4 protein-coding genes are annotated in these 19,279 nt (G+C 42.9%); all 4 read left to right on the forward strand.

Annotated elements, in window-relative coordinates; genetic code table 11:
• Positions 1-1,151: thioesterase domain-containing protein (locus tag LGZ99_RS17620; RefSeq protein WP_262979397.1), on the forward strand; the 1,151-nt coding region annotated here is incomplete at its 5' end.
• A 304-nt stretch (positions 1,152-1,455) separates the two neighbouring features.
• Positions 1,456-3,213 (forward strand): ABC transporter ATP-binding protein, encoded by a 1,758-nt coding sequence (locus LGZ99_RS17625; protein ID WP_262979398.1) that lies wholly within the window; start codon positions 1,456-1,458, stop codon positions 3,211-3,213.
• A gap of 144 nt (positions 3,214-3,357) precedes the next feature.
• Positions 3,358-12,399, forward strand: coding sequence for a non-ribosomal peptide synthetase (locus LGZ99_RS17630; RefSeq protein WP_262979399.1), 9,042 nt, complete (start codon positions 3,358-3,360; stop codon positions 12,397-12,399).
• A 12-nt stretch (positions 12,400-12,411) separates the two neighbouring features.
• A complete protein-coding gene (locus LGZ99_RS17635) occupies positions 12,412-18,981 on the forward strand; it encodes a non-ribosomal peptide synthetase (RefSeq protein WP_262979400.1) in 6,570 nt (2,189 codons plus the stop codon).
• Positions 18,982-19,279 lie beyond the last annotated feature (298 nt).

Here is a 19,279-nt window from a genome sequence, read left to right on the forward strand (position 1 = left end):
TGGATGCTTTCCCACTGAACCGGAACGGTAAATTGGATCGCCGGGCGCTGCCTGCTCCGGATCAGATGGCATTGGCCCGCAAAGTTTATGAAGCACCACAGGGTGAGATTGAGTATACGCTGGCGACTATCTGGCACGAATTGCTGGGAGTAGAACAGATAAGCCGGCATGATAACTTTTTTGCATTGGGCGGACATTCTCTGCTGGCCACTCAATTCATTTTTGAATTGAAGAAAAAAGGCTATTGTTCATCAATTCGTGATTTGATGTTGAATCCAACCCTCTCTCAATATGCTTTGGCGTTAAGAGGAGAGCGACATTTCAATCAACCTGCATTAATTCCTTTTAAAAAGGGTAATGCACAAGCTTGCCTCTTCTTCCTCCCAACCGGAGAAGGTGATCTATGGTATGCCAATGAAATTTCGCAAGCACTGCCAGGGGATTATTCCTGCTTTGGTGTACCCTGGCCTTCCGTAGAGCGCGGGGGAAATATGGAACAGATTGTTAATGAGATGGTCACGTTAATTTTAAGCCAGAACGGCTGTGAACGATATCGTCTGGTTGGCTATTCGGCGGGTGGCATATTAACTTATGCTATTGCGGAAAAATTACAGCGAATGAATTTAAATGTAGATTTTATCGGGCTCATTGATGTATTACACCCACGTTTATTGCCAGAGGAAACAAGAAAGTACGGACCTAAGGAGCTTATATTACATTCACTCATTCTGGATGGCATTATTCGTCATGATGAACCGTTAGTTGAGGCGTTGCAGCAGCGTGAATTTGAGCATTTGGCTGATTTTATCTCCTGCTTAAAACAGTCATCTTATCTTGATGACGTGTTAGACATATCGGGTGAAGCCCACCGTTGGGAGCAGAGGGATCGAATTATTAAAACGATTGTTGACTATGTTCCTCCTGCCGTTGATGGTCGGATTCATATTTATCATTCATCAGATGAGTTTGTGACAAAGGGAATGTCCGGCGAAGAAAATGTTTGGCAACCGACTAAAACACTGGGCTGGGAGCATAGTATTACGGTAGACAAAATAGTTTCTGTCAAAATACCCGGCGATCATGCCAGCATGATATCTGATAAAGCGCACAGAAGCGTATTGATTGATGAATTATCCCGGGCGTTTAATTGAGTAAATAGAATTGAATCGGCTCCTCAGCCAAATAGGTTGAGGAGTTGTGAAGGTGATATTTATTTTTAAAAATGCTTAAAGATTAATTCTATAGCTAATTCATTTTTAAAATAAAAAGTGGAGATATACCCAATAGATTTCAAGTTGCAGCGCGGCGGCAAGTAAACGCATCCCCAGGAGCATAGATAACGATGTGACTGGGGTAAGTGAACGCAGCCAACAAAACAGCAACTTGAAAGATGAAGGGTATAATAGATATTCTTCTGGAGTGGGTTGATTAATAGTTATCATTTTTGAGGTCTTAATGAAAAATTACCAGGAAAAGGTGAGTATATTTTTTTACTCCCTGGCTATCTTATATAAAACGATGCCGGTTTATTTCTTTATATTTTTATTTCTTATTCTGATCCAGGCTGTACTGCCAACGATGGGTGTCGTATTGAGTATTGATATTATCAATAGGATAAACGATGGATTTTTTGATGATTTGTATATAATGGTTTCTTTCTGGATGTTGTCGCTTATTTTACCAGGAATAATCACGCCTTTTGTAACAACAATACAAACTATGATGAATCAGCGGGCATCCTACGCGATACAAGTGAAAATAATGACACTGACTGCCAATATTACTGATTTAAAAATTATGGAACAACCGGAGGTTCATAATACATTTGACGTCTTATCGAAAGAGGCATCCTACAAACCACTTAGTTTTCTGATTAGTCTCATTGATTGTTTAAAAGGCAGTATTACGCTTATCTCACTGTCTATTGTTTTGGCCTCATTAAGTTGGTGGCTACCTTTTGCGCTTTTATTGCCGATAATTCCTGTCACACTGTCATTAACAAAAGCGCAGATTGATGTATTTGAAACGATGCTTGGCAAAGGGTTAGCATCCCGGTTAATTATCTACTATTTAAGCGTCATGCTGAACATACATTTGATAAAAGAAATTAAGATGTACGGTCTTTCTGCTTTTTTTATGGGCAAGCATGAAAAGGAGTTTAAGAATCTTGAAAAAGAGTTGAATCATGTGAGGAAAAAACAGCTCTATATCCCTCAACTTTGGAATGCTGTTTATTTAGTGGCATCAATTCTCTCTATGTACTGGATTGTGAGTAACATTATAAAAGGGGAGATCTCTTTGGGGGGAATGGTTGGGATTATACAGTCTATTTCTCTGTTTTGCGCTTCTTGTCAATGGCTTGTTTTTTCATTCAGCAATCTTGGGGTATCTCAGCTTTTTTTCTATCGACTCAAAGAAATAGAAAATCTGGCTTCCAACCAAGAGTACAAATATGTGTTATCAGCCATGCCTGAAGACAGAACGATTAAGTTTGAGAATGTCAGTTTCTCGTATAATGATACAGATAAAATATTATCAAATATTAATTTGACACTTTATCCAAATGATAATATAGCTATCGTTGGTGAAAATGGTTCTGGAAAATCAACATTAATAAAACTACTTTGTCGATTATATAAACCGACTGAGGGTGTTATTACTATGGGAGGAGTTGATATATCAACTATTGATATTAATGTCTGGTATAAAGAATTTTCAGTTCTATTTCAGGATTTTGGTAAATATAATTTATCTATTTCGGAAAATGTGACTATTGGTAATTCAGAACAGTCAAATAACGAAGCCCGGTTTATTAAAGCTTGTGAAGATGCTGGCTTCGAACTCAATTGTTATCCATCCGCAAATCATATGTTAGGGCGAGAATTTTACGGCAATGATCTCTCTGGTGGTCAGTGGCAGCGGCTTTCTTTGGCACGAGCTTTTTTCTCCGGCGGCTCTATCATTATATTTGATGAACCTACCAGTGCTATTGATCCGAAAGCAGAAGCCTATCTTTTTGATAAATTCTATGAACTTTCTAAAGGTCAAGCTTCTATTATGATAACGCATAGATTGGGTGGTCTTAAACACGTTAATAGAATCATTGTATTGGCATCAGGTGAATTAGTCGAGGATGGCAACCCTGAAGAGTTATTGAAAAAAGAAGGTTATTATTCTTATTTATACAATACTCAGAAAAAACAATATTATTGATTTGTTTAATTTTCGATTTTTAAAAATTAAGCATATTAATTGACAATCGTTAATTATTCTGCGTTATTACGCTTTATATTTTTAATTAACCTGTCGTTCAAATGGAAATATTTAATTCATTCAGTAAAATTGGATACCTTATTTATGTGTGATAAAAATAGAAATACTGTATTATCAGAAATGTCAATTAGTCATTATTACCCTAATCTGTTCTTAACTGAAAATAATCATCAATTTGATGAGTATTGCCTGGAATTATCACCTCAATTCACGGCTGAGTTGCGTTTTCAATGTGATAATTTAGCAGTGAGTTTTGCCAGCCTCTTTCACCTTGCCTGGGGAATTGTATTAGCAAAATATAGCGGTCAGGAGCAGGTCGTTATTGGTATACGAAAAAATACTCAAATCGGTGCCGACCAGCACAATCAGGCTGATCAGTCTATTTTATCTTTACATTTAAGTTGCAATGATCACGGTGTCAGTGATGCGTTACGGTTTGTAGAACAATATCTGTCATCGCCGTCAGTTAATACTGAAAATAAATATACGATTGCTACGCCGCTTTTTGCATTCAGCAACTACCAATTCCAATCTGACAATAACCCAGCCTGTTGGAGAAATGGCCCGGGGAAAGAAGAGAATCACCGTTTACCGTTAACCCTGACCACTGTTGATGACGGTATACATTTAACATTAACGATATGTTTGATGGCAACCGCTGTATCTGCCAAACGATTATCAGGTTATTTGCAGCAGACATTGGCGCAATTAGTATGGGCACTGCATGAACAGCCGACTTTCGCTATCAATCAGCTTGATATATTACCTCCAGAAGAACGCACGTTATTACTGGATCTCTGGAACAATACTCAATCTGACTATCCAGACGATATTTGCATTCATACGTTGTTTGAACAACAGGCTGCAACTCATCCAGAAGCAACCGCGCTGGTTTTTTATAATGAAACCCTGAGCTATGCGGAACTTAACTGTCGGGCAAACCAGTTAGCCCATTTTTTAATTACTCAGGGGGTTATTCCTGACAGCCGGGTGGCTATTTGTGTTGAACGAAGTCCATTAGCCATTATCAGTCTGCTGGCAATTTTAAAGGCTGGTGGGTGTTATGTGCCGTTGGATCCGGATTATCCGTCAGAACGGTTACACTATATTTTGCAAGATGCTGCACCAGAAGTTGTATTGCACGATACACAAAGCGGTGCAGTGTTAACGGCTTATCTCAAAACCGGGAAGAAGAGTTTAGATATTAGCCAGTTAACATTGGCAGATTTATCAGAAGAAAATCCGAATATACCCGCTTTAACTTCACGTCAGTTGGCTTATGTGATTTACACCTCTGGTTCGACGGGAAATCCTAAAGGAGTCATGATTGAACATCGAAGCCTGGTAAATCTATTGCTGGCAATGAGTAATAAACTGAATTTTACCCACAAGGAAAGGATATTATTTTCCAGTACGATTTCATTTGATCTTGTGGCGCTGGAAATATATCTGCCATTAATTAATGGCTCGGCGGTGTTTATTGCCCACAAAAAAATATTCCTCAATAAAGAGGCTTTAGTCAAAATGTTGCTGGACAATCAGATCACAATGATCCAAGGCACGCCTTCGACTTATAGCCTGATTACCAATGAAGATACTCAGTTTTTAAACAATATAAAAATATTATGTGGGGGAGAAGCGCTGCCAATAAGCCTGGCTAACGTTTTATCCGTAAATAGTCATTCTGTCTGGAATTTGTATGGCCCCACAGAGACCACAGTTTGGTCTACAGCCCATGTTTTAGGGGATGAAGAGCTCGTGGTTGCCAACTATCCATCGATTGGTAAACCTATCGCTAATACGCGTATTTATTTATTGGATAACCAACGTCAACCCGTCCCTTTAGGTGCTGTTGGTGAGCTGTATATTGGTGGAATGGGTGTTGCGCGGGGCTACTTAAACCGTGAAGAACTTACGGCAGAACGCTTTTTCCCAGATCCTTTTCATTCAGAAGGAGAGAATCGTATGTATCGCACAGGCGATCTGGTGCGTTACAGAGATGACGGTAATCTTGAGTATATTGGCCGCAATGATTACCAGATTAAGATCCGTGGTTTTCGTATTGAACTCGGAGAAATAGAGGCTCGTCTGCTTGCACACCCATCGGTACTGGCATCAGCAGTAGTTGCTATTGAAAACGAAAAAGGTGACAAACAGCTGGTGGCATACCTGGAGTTATCACCTGAGCTGAATCAGCAATCAGTCGCTGCGGTTTTACGCCAGCACCTATTATCCAGCCTGCCAGATTATATGGTTCCCGTTGCTTTTGTTGCCCTGGAACAACTTCCGTTGACGTTCAATGGCAAACTTAATCGTGCAGCACTGCCTGTGCCGGATGAATCTGCTTATTATCGTCAGGATTATGAAGCCCCGCAGGGAGTAAAAGAGTCTCTCCTGGCGGAAATTTGGGGGCAATTGTTGAGTATTGAGCATATTAGCCGCCATGATAATTTTTTCTCGCTTGGCGGACATTCGTTATTGACGGTTAAGTTGATTAGTCAGCTGAGAAAAAACGGGTATACCATTCAGGCCGGGTCTCTGTTTTTAACACCTGTTTTAGCTGAACAGGCCAAGTTGCTACGTGATTCAGACAATACGATGACCATTCCACCGAATCGAATTGGCGCCAAATGCCATAAGATTGTCCCTGAGATGCTGCCTTTAATTGAAATGAGCCAGACAGATATCGATCGGTTAGTCGTTCAGGTTCCGGGTGGTGTCACAAATATTCAGGATATCTACGGATTATCGCCGTTACAGGAAGGAATTTTATTCCATCACTGGTTGTCTGGTGAAGGGGATATTTATCAAATGATCTTTCGTCTCGCGTTTGATAACCGATCCTGCTTAGATAATTATATTAAGGCATTACAACATGTTATTGAACGTCATGATATTTTGCGCAGTGCTTTCTTCAGCAATGGATTGGATTGTGGGACAGTGCAGGTTGTGCTTCGACAAGCCCCGTTACACGTTGAAGAGGTGACACTTTGTGCTGAATCTTGCATGCCGTATAGCGAACAATTGGCGGCAAGGCATACGCTCTCGCACCATCAATTAGAATTAAGTGAGGCTCCGTTACTGCGTCTGTTTATCGCTCAGGAACCAGATAGTGAACGTTGGCTAGTACTGGAAGTGATGCATCATTTAATTGGGGATAACACCACACTGGCGTTAATACATCATGAGATAGAAACACTGTTAGCAGGACACAATGCTGACTCTCTGCCGGTGGCTGAACCTTATCGTAATCTCATTGCAACCGCTTCTATGGCGAATCAAAGCCAGCGTTATGAAGATTATTTCCGCCATATGCTCGCAAATATTGATGAGCCAACTGCCCCATTTAATCTGTATGACGCGGTACAGAGTAATACACAATTCGACAAATGCTATCGTGAGCTGCCAGATGAGCTCAATGCTTCCCTGCGTAATTTAGCGCGACATTATGGTGTGAGCCTGGCGAGTTTAGTTCATTTAGCTTGGGGCGTTTTATTGGCTAAAAGCAGTGGCCTGCAAAAGGTTGTCACGGGAACGGTCTTGTTCGGTCGCATGGGGGGAGAATTTGGTGCTGAACAGGGGATTGGACTGTTTATTAACACGCTGCCGTTACGGTTAGATATTGATGAAAGCAGTGTAGCTGATGCATTAGTAAATACTCACAAACGGCTATCTGAGCTGCTTTGCTATGAGCACACGCCATTAGCAGAAGCTCAACGCTGTAGTTCAGTTGCCGCACCCGCACCGTTATTTACCGCATTACTGAACTATCGTCATAGCCAAACACGGGTAGAAGAAAAGACGGAAGCTTTTCGTTCGTTGGGAATTCAGTTTTTGGGGGAAGAGGAGCGCAGTAACTATCCACTCAGCCTGTCAATAGAAGATGACGACTTTAGCTTATCTTTGTCTGCACAAGTCGTGGCTCCTTTATCAGCGATCCGAATTTGTGACTATGTTCAACAGACATTGATACAGCTTGTTCAGGTATTAGAGCAACAGCCGACACGGCCCGTCTGTCAATTAGATATATTACCCACAGATGAACGGATTCGGCTGTTAAATACCTGGAACAGCGCCCAGAGTGATTACCCTCTTGACCGTTGTATTCACACGCTTTTCGAACAACAGGCAGAAGCAAATCCTCAAGCAACAGCGCTGATATTTAAAGGGGAAGTGCTAAGTTACGCAGAGCTAAATCGTTGGGCGAATAAACTGGCACATTGCCTTATCGCGAAAGGTGTTAAGCCTGATATGCGGGTTGCGATCTGTGCGGATAGAGGTTTTGAGCTGATTATTGGTTTATTAGCCATATTAAAAGCCGGCGGTGCTTACGTTCCTCTTGATCCTGTTTATCCACCAGAGCGCTTACGCTATATCCTTGAGGATGCTCAACCCACTCTGTTATTACATGATACTGTAGGAAAAGAGGTACTGAAGGCAGTCTCTATTGAAGATAGTGCTTGCTTAATGCTTGAGTTGGCATTATTTGCGGACAGGGGTGAGATTTCCCCCGTAATTACTGCGCTAACAGCTAAAAATCTGGCCTATGTGATCTATACGTCAGGTTCTACAGGGCAGCCGAAAGGGGTAATGATAGAACATCAGGCAATTTATCAGAGAGCGTGTTTTTTCAAAGATCAGTTTGCCATTTTCGCCAAAGACAGAATATTACAATTTTCTTCCATCTCGTTTGATGCTTCTGTAGAGGAAATATTTTCATCACTGTCTCATGGTGCAACCCTTGTATTGCGTGACGAGAGTTGGATCACCTCTGCCCAGACGTTTTTGGATTGCTGTGACGTGAACAAAGTCACGACGATGTTATTACCTGCGATTTTCTGGTCTGAGATTGCGGACAAAATGCAACAGTTCTCGTTGCCTGATTCCATTAGATTGATGATTATCGGTGGGGAAGCTGCAAAGAAATCTGCTTTTGATTTATGGTTTAATGCTAAAGGCCACAGGCCAACGCTGATTAATGCTTATGGGCCAACAGAAACGACAATTATTGCTACGACTCAGCAGGTGACCAGCGCAAAATATGGCAACTATATCGGGCGGTCCGTCACGAATGCACGTATTTATTTACTTGATGATCAGCAGCAACTTGTCCCCTCAGGTGCCATTGGCGAAGTGTATATTGGCGGCGAAGGGGTTGCCCGGGGTTATTTAAACCGTCCTGAACTCACCGCAGAACGCTTTTTTCCTGATCCTTTTCATACTGAACCTCATGCACGCATGTACCGTAGCGGTGACTTAGCCCGTTATGATGACAAGGGTAATCTTGAATATCTTGGTCGTAACGATCATCAGATTAAGATCCGGGGTTATCGTATTGAACCAGGCGAGATTGAGGTGTGTCTTGATAACCATCCAATGGTTCTGTCATCCGCCGTTATTGCCCGTGAAGACCGTACCGGTAAGCGATTAGTCGCTTATATCGTTATTTCCGCTGATGTGGCTAAAGAACCGCTGGTGGTGACTTTGCGGCAATATCTGCTGGCTATGTTGCCGGAATATATGGTTCCTGCGGCTTTTGTTGTGTTAGAGCGTCTGCCGCTGACACCAAATGGCAAGATTGACCGTAAAGCATTACCTGCTCCCGATATTTCTGCCTATGAACACCAGAGTTATCAAGCCCCGCATAGGGAAATCGAACAGATGGTGGCTGATATTTGGTGTGAATTGCTGGGTATTGAGAAAGTCAGTCGCTTTGATAATTTTTTCTCTCTCGGGGGCCACTCTCTACTCGTTATACAGTTAATGGGATTGTTAAGAAAACGGGGTTATGTCGTTCCGGCGGGTTCTCTTTTTTCTACATCAAAGTTAGCGGAACAGGCCGCAATACTTAAAGAAGCGGATGAGGGATCATTAATACCGGCTAATTTGATTGGTGCTGACTGTGAACGAATTGTGCCGGAAATGCTGCCGTTGATTAGCATGAACCAGATTGATATTGATAAGCTGATTGGAAAAATACCGGGAGGGGTACGCAATATTCAGGATATTTATGCTTTAGCGCCGTTACAGGATGGTATCTTATTCCACCACCTGCTGGCTCAGGAAGGCGACCCTTATCAGGTTATATTCAGGTTGGCTTTTAACGATCGGCAAAGTCTTGATGCTTATATCGACGCATTACAGCAGGTGGTGAATCGTCACGATATTCTACGCACCGTATTTCTGGCAGAGAATCTCAGCTGTGGGCCGGTACAGGTCGTTTTAAAATCAGCGTTGCTACAAGTGACAGAAGTCTCCCTCTCAGCAGGATCATCCATACCCTTTATAGAGCAGTTAGCAGCTCACCATACCCTTGCCTATCATCGTTTAGCATTGAATGAAGCGCCTTTATTGCGTTTATTCATTGCACAAGAACCTGGCAGTAAGCGCTGGTTGGTACAGGAGGTGATGCATCATCTGATCGGTGACCATGCCACTTTGGATGTGATGCATAATGAAATCAGCCTGTTGTTGTCCAGACAGGCAGAACAATTATCCATACCTGTACCTTATCGCAACTTGGTTGCCTGTGCCCGCAGAGCGAATGAGAACCGGGCTTATGAAGCTTATTTTCGTGCTTTGTTAGCTGATATTGATGAACCTACCGCACCTTTTGGTATTTATGATGTGGAACAGGATGGCGGTCAGGTGGATGAATATCACCTTAAACTGCCTCATGAACTTAATGTTGCGTTACGTAGTTTAGCACGGCACTTTGGTGTGAGCCTGGCCAGCCTGATGCATTTGGGCTGGGGGCTGGTGCTGGCGAAAAGCAGCGACCGGCAACAGGTAGTTACCGGGACAGTACTGTTTGGCCGAATGGGAAGTAATACCGGCGCTGAACAAGGAATGGGGCTATTTATTAATACCTTGCCACTACGAATAGATATTGATACTCAAAACGTGGCTGATGCATTAATACAAACTCATGAACGTCTGTCGCAACTGCTTACCTATGAGCATACACCGCTGGCGGAGGCACAACGCTGTAGCGGTGTAGCTGCGCCAACGCCACTGTTTACCACGCTGATTAACTACCGACATAACCGGCAAATGGATAGTGGGAAATCCGGTTTTTGCTCATTACGCAATGTAGAACGGCTTGGAGAAGAAGAGAGAAGTAACTACCCTCTGAATCTCTCGGTAGAGGATAACGGCGACAGTTTAGGGTTAACGGTTCAGGTTGTGTCTCCTCTTTCAGCGGTACGGCTGTGTGGCTATATTCAACAGGCGCTGGAACAAATTGTATGGGCGTTAAATGAACACTCAGAACTGCCTGTATGCCAGCTCAATATTCTGCCGCAGAATGAGGTTCAGTTATTGCTTGAGGAGTGGAACCGGACGCAAGTGCCTTATCCTGCTGAACTTTGTATTCATCGTTTGTTTGAGCAGCAGGCAGAGACAAATCCGGACGCTCCAGCGATTATTTTTGATGGGGAAGTTCTCAGTTATGCGGAAGTCAACTGCCGGGCAAATCAGTTAGCTCATGCCTTAATTGCTCAAGGCGTTATTCCCGATGCCCGGGTTGCTGTTTGTGCGGAAATAAGCCCTGAGATGGTCGTGGGGCTATTGGCAATACTTAAAGCGGGTGGAGCTTATGTCCCGATTGATCCCCGTTATCCGCAAGAACGTTTGCAGTATATTGTCGAAAATGCAGAGCCTGTGCTGGTTTTGTACGATAAAAATGGGGAGGAAGCGTTAAAAACAGCATATGACTTGGTTAAAAAAGGCTTTGATCTATCCCGCCCGATAGATTGCCCAGACTTGAATCACAATCCAGAAATAGACGGCCTGAATTCAAATCATTTGGCCTATGTGATTTACACTTCTGGTTCAACCGGGCAACCGAAAGGCATCATGGTTGAACATCGTAATATCGTGAATCTCATCACTTGCATGATAAATAGCATGATGCTGCCTTTAGGCTTTGTAACCACGCCAACGGTCAGTATTTCCTTTGATGTCTCGGTCAGAGAGCTGTTATTTGCGTTATGCAGTGGTGCACAGTTGCTGTTACCACCACTAGAAGAGAGTGGTAACCCCATATTCAGCATGAACTGGCGAGCCAGTCAGCCCATTGACTTGATGTATTTGGTTGCGCCTCTGGCAACAGAAACGGTTAAAAGGGGCAAACTTCCTGTTTCATTAAAATACTTACTGACCGGGGGGGACAGATGCACCCTGGATCACGCCGATTTACCTGCGGGATGTACGCTTATTGATAACTACGGACCGGCAGAAACCACGGTTGACGCAACGTTTGGGGTATTTAATGCGGATGATATTAAGCATCACATTGGGCGACCTATTGCGAATGTTTCCATTTATCTGTTGGACCGTTATCAGAATCCGGTTCCATTGGGAGCCGTAGGAGAAATCTATATCGGCGGAGCAGGGGTTTCCAGAGGTTATATAAAACGACCCGAATTAACGGCTGAACGTTTTCTTCATGATCCATTCTGTACTCAACCGGGCTCTTGCATGTACCGGAGTGGAGACTTAGCCCGTTACGATCATGACGGTAATATTGAGTATATGGGCCGCAATGATCGTCAGATCAAAATTCAGGGCGTTCGCATTGAACCCGGAGAGATTGAGCTGCTTATTGAACAATATAGCGATGTTGAACAAGTTGTGGTTATTGCCCGAAACGATGTGGGTGAGACTCCCTGCCTGGTTGCCTATCTGGTTTTATCTTCTGAGGCTAATAATAAGAGCTTACTGGAAGCGTTACGCCACTATCTGCGTGATCGTCTACCCTCACATATGATCCCCGCGGCTTATGTGATACTCGACTCTCTGCCACTAAGTCCAAACGGTAAGGTTGATCGAAAAGCGTTGCCGGTTCCTGACCAGACAGCCTACGTCGCCTCGCACTATGAAGCGCCTCAAAATGAACTGGAAGAAATACTTATCAACCTTTGGCAAGAACTTTTAGCGGTCAATAAGATAGGCCGAAATGATAACTTCTTCCAACTGGGTGGACAGTCACTGCTGGTTGTCCGGTTTGTCTTTCGGCTTCAGGAAGAAACCGGCTTTCTGCTGCCATTCTCCTCGGTATTTAAAACACCGGTACTCAGCGATCTTTCTGACAGCATCATTCTGTCTCTGATTGATAAGAACTAAGGGGTTATCACTATGAAAAACATGAAAACTATTCTCGCCAAATTCAATGAGTCAGAACTGAATCGGATAAAAAACCTAGGGCGCTCTTCTTTATTGGAAAACCGTTCTGATGAAGAGGTGATTAAGCCATTAGCCAGATTAGAACAGGGTGAACATTTATCAGCATCACAGAAACGGATGTGGCTGGTACATGAAATTGAAGGTGGGTCGGTTAACTATCATGTTCCCGTCGCCTATAAACTGGCAGGAAATTTAAACACAAAATTGTTCTGTCAGGCGTTGAATACTGTATTTCGTCGTCATCAGGTGTTACGTTCTACCTACATCGTACAGAACCTGACGCCGGTTGCTAAAATATTAAGTGAAGAGACACCTTTTCCCCTTGTTTTTTCAGACTTGAGACCTGTTGATGACAAAGAAGAAATATTAGCTCAGTTGATTGAAGAGACATTTAATTCGCCTTTTGATTTTGTTCAAGGGCCTTTATTAAGAGCTTGTCTGGTTCAATTACAAAATGATGAATATATTTTCTTATTAAGCCAGCACCATATTATTACCGATGGTTGGTCTATCGGCATATTTATTAATGAATTATGTACCATTTATAATGATCTCATTCATCATAGAGCAATTTCACTTCCTCCACTTTCATTAGGTTATTTTGACTATACCGCCTGGCAGAATCGATACCTGACTGAAGAGAAACTCGCTTCACAAATAGCGTATTGGAAGCCGCAGCTTGCCGATATTCCGCCGCTCTTAACACTGCCCACAACTTACCCCAGACCGAAAAAGCCGTCACAACAGGGCGATACATGTACGTTTATTATTGATCAACAGCTAACCGAACAGCTCAAACTGCTCAGCCAAAAGAACGGAATGACATTGTTTATGACAGTGATGGCTGCCTGGGCTGTTGTGCTTAACCGGCTTTCCGGCCAGGACAGCGTGGTTATTGGCACTCCCTTTGCCAACAGAAACCGGGCAGAAATAAGAGAAATGGTAGGGTTCTTTGTCAATATGTTACCGGTAAGGATTGATATTGATAGTGAACTTTCCATTGGGGAACTGCTAAATCAGGTAAAAAATACAGTTATTAATGTACAAGATAATCAGGATATCCCTTTTGAACGAATCGTTGAGGTGATAAATCCTGAGCGTAGTTTGTCTTATTCACCGATTTTTCAGGTTTTACTGGCCTGGCAGGATTTTTATGAAGAGGAATTGGCGTTCGAAGGTATTGAAGCGGCTCCGGTTAACTATGTGGCTAATAAGATAAAGTTTGATCTTGAACTTTTTATGCACCAACGTGGTGGCGAAATTGTTGGCGGCATAAATTACTCCACGGAACTGTTTGACAAACAGACCATTGAGCGTCATTTAAGCTATTACCTCATTGTGTTACGTGCGATGGTGGGCAATGTGGCACAACGTGTCAGAAATATAGATATTCTTCCTGAAAGCGAACGTAGTTTGCAATTAAATCAATGGAATAAAATTTCAGTTGATGGGCAGATTGACTATTGTCTTCACCAGTTAGTTGAGCAGCAGGTTGCTAATACACCAGATGCTGTAGCATTAGTCTTTCAGGATAAGACGCTAAGTTACGATGAACTGAATCGCCAGGCTAATCAATTGGCTCACTGTCTTATTGCGGAAGGTGTGAAGCCGGACGACCGGGTAGCCATTTGTGTTGACCGAAGCTTGCAGATGATTATTGGGTTATTGGCTATCCTCAAAGCCGGAGCCGGTTATGTCTCACTCGATCCGGTTTATCCTAAAGAACGGCTCCAATATATTTTACAGGATGCGGCTCCTATTCTGGTATTACAGGATAATGCTGGTGCAGAAGCGTTGCAGGGGGTGCTAAGTGATAAGCAGAAGGGCATCTATTTTAGTCAGGTTCAAGATAAAGATTTATCGGCAGAGAATCCTAAAATCTCGACCTTGAAACCGTATCACCTGGCTTATGTTATCTATACTTCTGGCTCAACCGGACATCCTAAAGGCGTGATGGTTGAACATCGCCAGGTTACACGACTTCTAACTACCACTGAAAGGCTGTTTTCTTTCAAATCGGATGATGTGTGGTGTCTCGCACACTCATTTTCTTTTGATTTCTCGGTATGGGAAATATTTGGAGCGTTTTACTTTGGTGGGCGTCTGGTGATTATTCCTTCGGATAAAATCAGATCGATTGATGATTTTTATCATATTGTTACTAAGGAAAAAGTCACTGTTTTAAATCAAACACCAAGCGCCTTTAATAGTTTTATCGGGGTTTATCAAAGTGCACAAAGTTGCCTGAGGTACATTATTTTTGGTGGCGAAGCGTTGATGAAAACAACGTTGGAGAAATTTAGGGCGAAAGAGCGTAATCACAATATCAAGCTCATTAACATGTATGGTATTACTGAAATTACCGTTCATGCGACTTTTAGAGAGGTCAATGAAGAAGATATTGATAACAGAGTCTTAATTGGTCATCCACTACCTGACCTTTCAATTTATATTGTAGACGAGCAACTTCATTTACTGCCAGCGGGGGCAGTAGGTGAAATGTACGTTGGAGGAGCAGGGATTACCCGGGGTTACCTCAACCGGTCTGAACTGACAGCACAACGTTTTATTACTGATCCATTTAATCCTGCGTCAAATTCGAGGATGTACCGCACAGGAGACTTAGCGCGCTATGATCATGAAGGGAATATTGAATATATTGGTCGTAACGATCATCAGGTGAAAATCCGCGGTTTTCGTATTGAACTGGGTGAAATAGAGGCTTGTCTTGAAACCCACCCACAAGTACGGGAAGCTGTGGTGCTTGCCAGGGAAGGTAACGGTGGCGATAAACGATTGGTCGCGTATGTTGTCCTTTCTTCCTTACCGGTTAACGGGCAGATGTCGGCAACGCTGCGTCAGCATCTCTTGTCCAGTTTGCCTGAATATATGGTTCCTGCGGCTTTTGTTGTATTGACTCACTTTCCGTTAACAACGAATGGTAAGCTTGATCGCCGGGCCTTGCCGGAACCCGATGAATCGGCTTATCAGCGACAGGTTTATGAAGCTCCCCGGGGTGAAATCGAACAGTTACTGGCGCAATGCTGGTGTGAGCTGTTAGGTGTAGAAAAAGTTGGCCGTAATGATAACTTCTTCACTCTGGGAGGGCACTCTCTGTTGGTTGTTCAATTAATGGGATTACTGAGAAAACAGCGTCATACGATACAGGCAGGCACATTATTTTCAACACCTGTATTTCATGAACAAGCCGCATTGCTTAAAGAAGCAGATGGTGTTTCGGTTATTCCATTAAATCAAATAACGCTTGATACGGATTCTATTACGCCGGAAATGCTCCCTTTGGCAGAGATGACACCAGCTGATATTGATACATTGGTTAGCCAGGTTCCCGGTGGGATTCAGAATATTCAGGATATTTATGGACTGTCACCATTACAGGATGGCATTTTCTTTCATCACCTTCTGGCAAAAGACGGTGATCCCTATCAGGTAATGTCTCAACTCGCTTTTAAAAATCGTGCTTGTCTTGATGCTTACATTAATGCTTTGCAGCAAGTGATTCATCGCCATGATATTTTGCGTACCGCTTTTTTCAGCGAACAACTTTCTTGTGGGCCAGTACAAGTCGTGCTGAGAAATGCCCGGTTATCAGTCAAAGAAGTGAATTTATCGACAGTTTCATCAGATTCATTTATTAGCCAACTGGTGACCAGCCATACCATTACGGGCCACCGTATGGCGCTTAATGAAGCACCTTTATTGCATTTATTGATAGCAAAAGAGTGGGAGAGTGAACGCTGGCTGGCGTTACAGGTTATGCACCACCTTATTGGCGATCATACGACACTTGAAGTCATGCATCGTGAGATAGAACACATTCTGTCTGGACAGACTTCCCTATTGCCACCGGCAGTTCCTTATCGGAACCTGATCGCATATGCAAACCAAGTCAATAGGGATAAAGCCTACGAGCCTTATTTCCAACGTATGCTGGCTGATATAGATGAGCCTACAGCTCCATTTGGTCTCTATGATGTGATGCAGGACGGTAGTCGGGTAGATGAATGCCATATTGAACTACCGGCAGAACTTAATGTTGCATTGCGTGAATTGGCGCGACGCTATGGAGTCACCCTTGCCAGCCTGGCCCATTTAGGATGGGGAATGGTGTTAGCCAAAAGTACCGGACGGCAGCAGGTCGTGACGGGAACCGTGCTGTTTGGCCGTTTAGGGGGAGAAACCGGTATTGAGCAAGGAGTGGGGCTGTTTATTAATACGTTACCACTGCGGCTGGATATTGATGAACGCAGTGTGGTGAATGTGTTGGAAGAAACGCATCAACGTTTATCTGATCTGCTGTCCTATGAGCAGACACCTTTGGTTGCCGCACAACGTTGCAGCGGTGTTATAGCGCCGGCTCCGTTATTTACTGCTTTGTTTAATTATCGTCATAATGAGCAAGACATCTCGGAGTATCGTAAAAGTTATGAACAGTACGGTATCGAGATGCTGGATGGTGAAGAGCAAAGTAACTATCCGGTAAGTATCTCGGTAGAGGATTGTGGTACTCAGTTGGGGTTAACGGCTCAAGTTGTCTCCCCTTTATCTGCTTCCCGGTTATGTGGCTATTTGCAACAGGCTTTAATACAGCTGACCTGGGCATTGAATGAACAACCGGATCTGCCTGTCTGCCAGTTGGATGTTCTGCCTGCGGCAGAACGTACGTTGCTGTTAGATACTTGGAACTCAGCCCAGATAGATGACAAAACGGCACAGTGTATTTGTATTCACCATCAGTTTGAGTTTCAGACAGTTGTAACACCAGACGCAATCGCATTGGAATTTAATGGGTTAAAGATAAGCTACGCAGAGCTAAACAGTCAGGCAAACAAGCTGGCCCATCGGTTGCTGGCAGAAGGTGTTAAGCCTGATAGCCGGGTAGTGATCTGCGTAGCTAAAAGTCCTGAGATGGTGATGGGTATGCTGGCAGTTTCAAAAGCCGGTGGTGCTTATGTTCCTATTGATCCCGATTACCCTCAGGCCCGGCTGGCGTATATTTTGCAGGATGCTGCGCCTGTTTTGGTGCTTCACGACCAAGCAGGTGAAAAAGCGTTGTCGGCACTGAACAGTGAATTTACCCTGTTGGATCTTAACCAACCATTAGATATTAGTTTGTCAAAACGTAATCCTGATATCCGAAATCTGACAACAGAAAATCTTGCTTATATCATCTACACCTCGGGTTCAACAGGACAACCGAAAGGCGTCATGGTTGATCATCAAGCCATTTATCAAAGATGGTTAGGGTTTAACGAACTGTATAAAGTGACACCGCAAGACAGGGTACTGCAATTTTCCTCTTTCTCTTTCGATGCTTCGGTAGAAGAATTTTTCTCGTCGCTATGCAATGGTGCAACATTAGTGATTCGCGATAATTGCTGGCTATCATCTATTCAGGAATTTATCTCTCAGGTGAAGAAAAACCGTATTACGGTAATCTCTTTACCCACATTATTCTGGGCAGAACTGGCTGCCAGAGACAAAGCGCTACCGCTGTCTGAAGATCTCCGATTGATTATCATTGGAGGAGAAGCGGTGAAGAAGAGCTCAACACAAGCATGGTTTTCACATGAAACTCACCGCCCTTGTTTATTAAATACATATGGGCCAACTGAAAATACGGTTATTGCAACCTGTCAGGAAATCGTTTCAGCCGATAATGTATGTTCAATAGGTAAACCTGTTATGAATACAGCTATTTATCTGCTGGATCAATATGGTCAACCTGTGCCATTAGGTAGTATTGGTGAAATTCATATTGGTGGAGTGGGGGTTGCATGTGGCTATCTCAATTTGCCAGAACTGAGTGCGGAGCGCTTTGTCAGCGATCCTTTTGCCCAACGGGCTGGTGCCCGTATGTATCGAACTGGAGATATGGCTCGTTATGACAACCAGGGGAATATTGAATATCTTGGCCGCAATGATCATCAGGTTAAGATTCGGGGTTATCGCATTGAGCTTAGAGAAATTGAAGAAAGACTGGAGAGTCATCCCATTGTCAATAAATCGGTAGTACTGGCTCATGATACTGCGAGAGGCAGTAAACAACTCATTGCTTATTTAACGGTATTTGAAAAGGAAGAGTATCACCATCTTATTGAACAATTACGTGAATATTTATCGAGTGATTTGCCGGATTATATGATCCCTGCGGACTTTTTAATTCTAGATAATATGCCGATGAATACCAGTGGTAAAATAGACTATAAATCTTTACCACTATCTAAAATACCCCAACATAGCACTGATGATTTTTCCCCTCCGGCTAATATGGTGCAAAAAATCATTGCTGAAATATGGATGAAAGTTCTTGGGGTTTCACGAATAGACCAGAATGATAATTTCTTTAATATCGGTGGGGATTCAATTTTAAGTATTAGAATGAATGGCATAGTTAAGAGTGTGTTTAATATTGATGTTGAATACTCCAGGATTTTTATAAATTCCACATTAAAGCAGTTTTCTTCTTTTGTTTCTACGAGGATAGGAATGAACGCATGATTATTTGCTATTGGTTTTTACCTCCTAAAAAAGTTATATTTTAATATTATCGACAATCATAAATATCGAATAAATTAGTGACTGATTATGGCGATTTTATGATGATGGATATGTAATTCCTTGCCCCAGCTATAATAGTTGGGGCAGGGTAAGCATTTTTTCTAATGAATGACGTATAATCTAAATAAGCGCGATTAATATCGCTCCATTTTAGCCAAGCCGGGTTTATTTCCTGGAGATGGAGCACAACACATTAAAAATCGAAGGCCACATGACTGTCATCACCTTCTCCCCTAAA

The sequence above is a fragment of the Photorhabdus temperata genome, assembly GCF_025384845.1.
In the GTDB taxonomy this organism is placed as follows: domain Bacteria; phylum Pseudomonadota; class Gammaproteobacteria; order Enterobacterales; family Enterobacteriaceae; genus Photorhabdus; species Photorhabdus temperata.

Bases quoted from the DNA above. Each gene is read 5' to 3' on its own strand.
- LGZ99_RS17625 (WP_262979398.1), top strand. From the start codon at position 1,456: ATGAAAAATTACCAGGAAAAGGTGAGTATATTTTTTTACTCCCTGGCT.
- LGZ99_RS17630 (WP_262979399.1), top strand. From the start codon at position 3,358: ATGTGTGATAAAAATAGAAATACTGTATTATCAGAAATGTCAATTAGT.
- LGZ99_RS17635 (WP_262979400.1), top strand. From the start codon at position 12,412: ATGAAAAACATGAAAACTATTCTCGCCAAATTCAATGAGTCAGAACTG.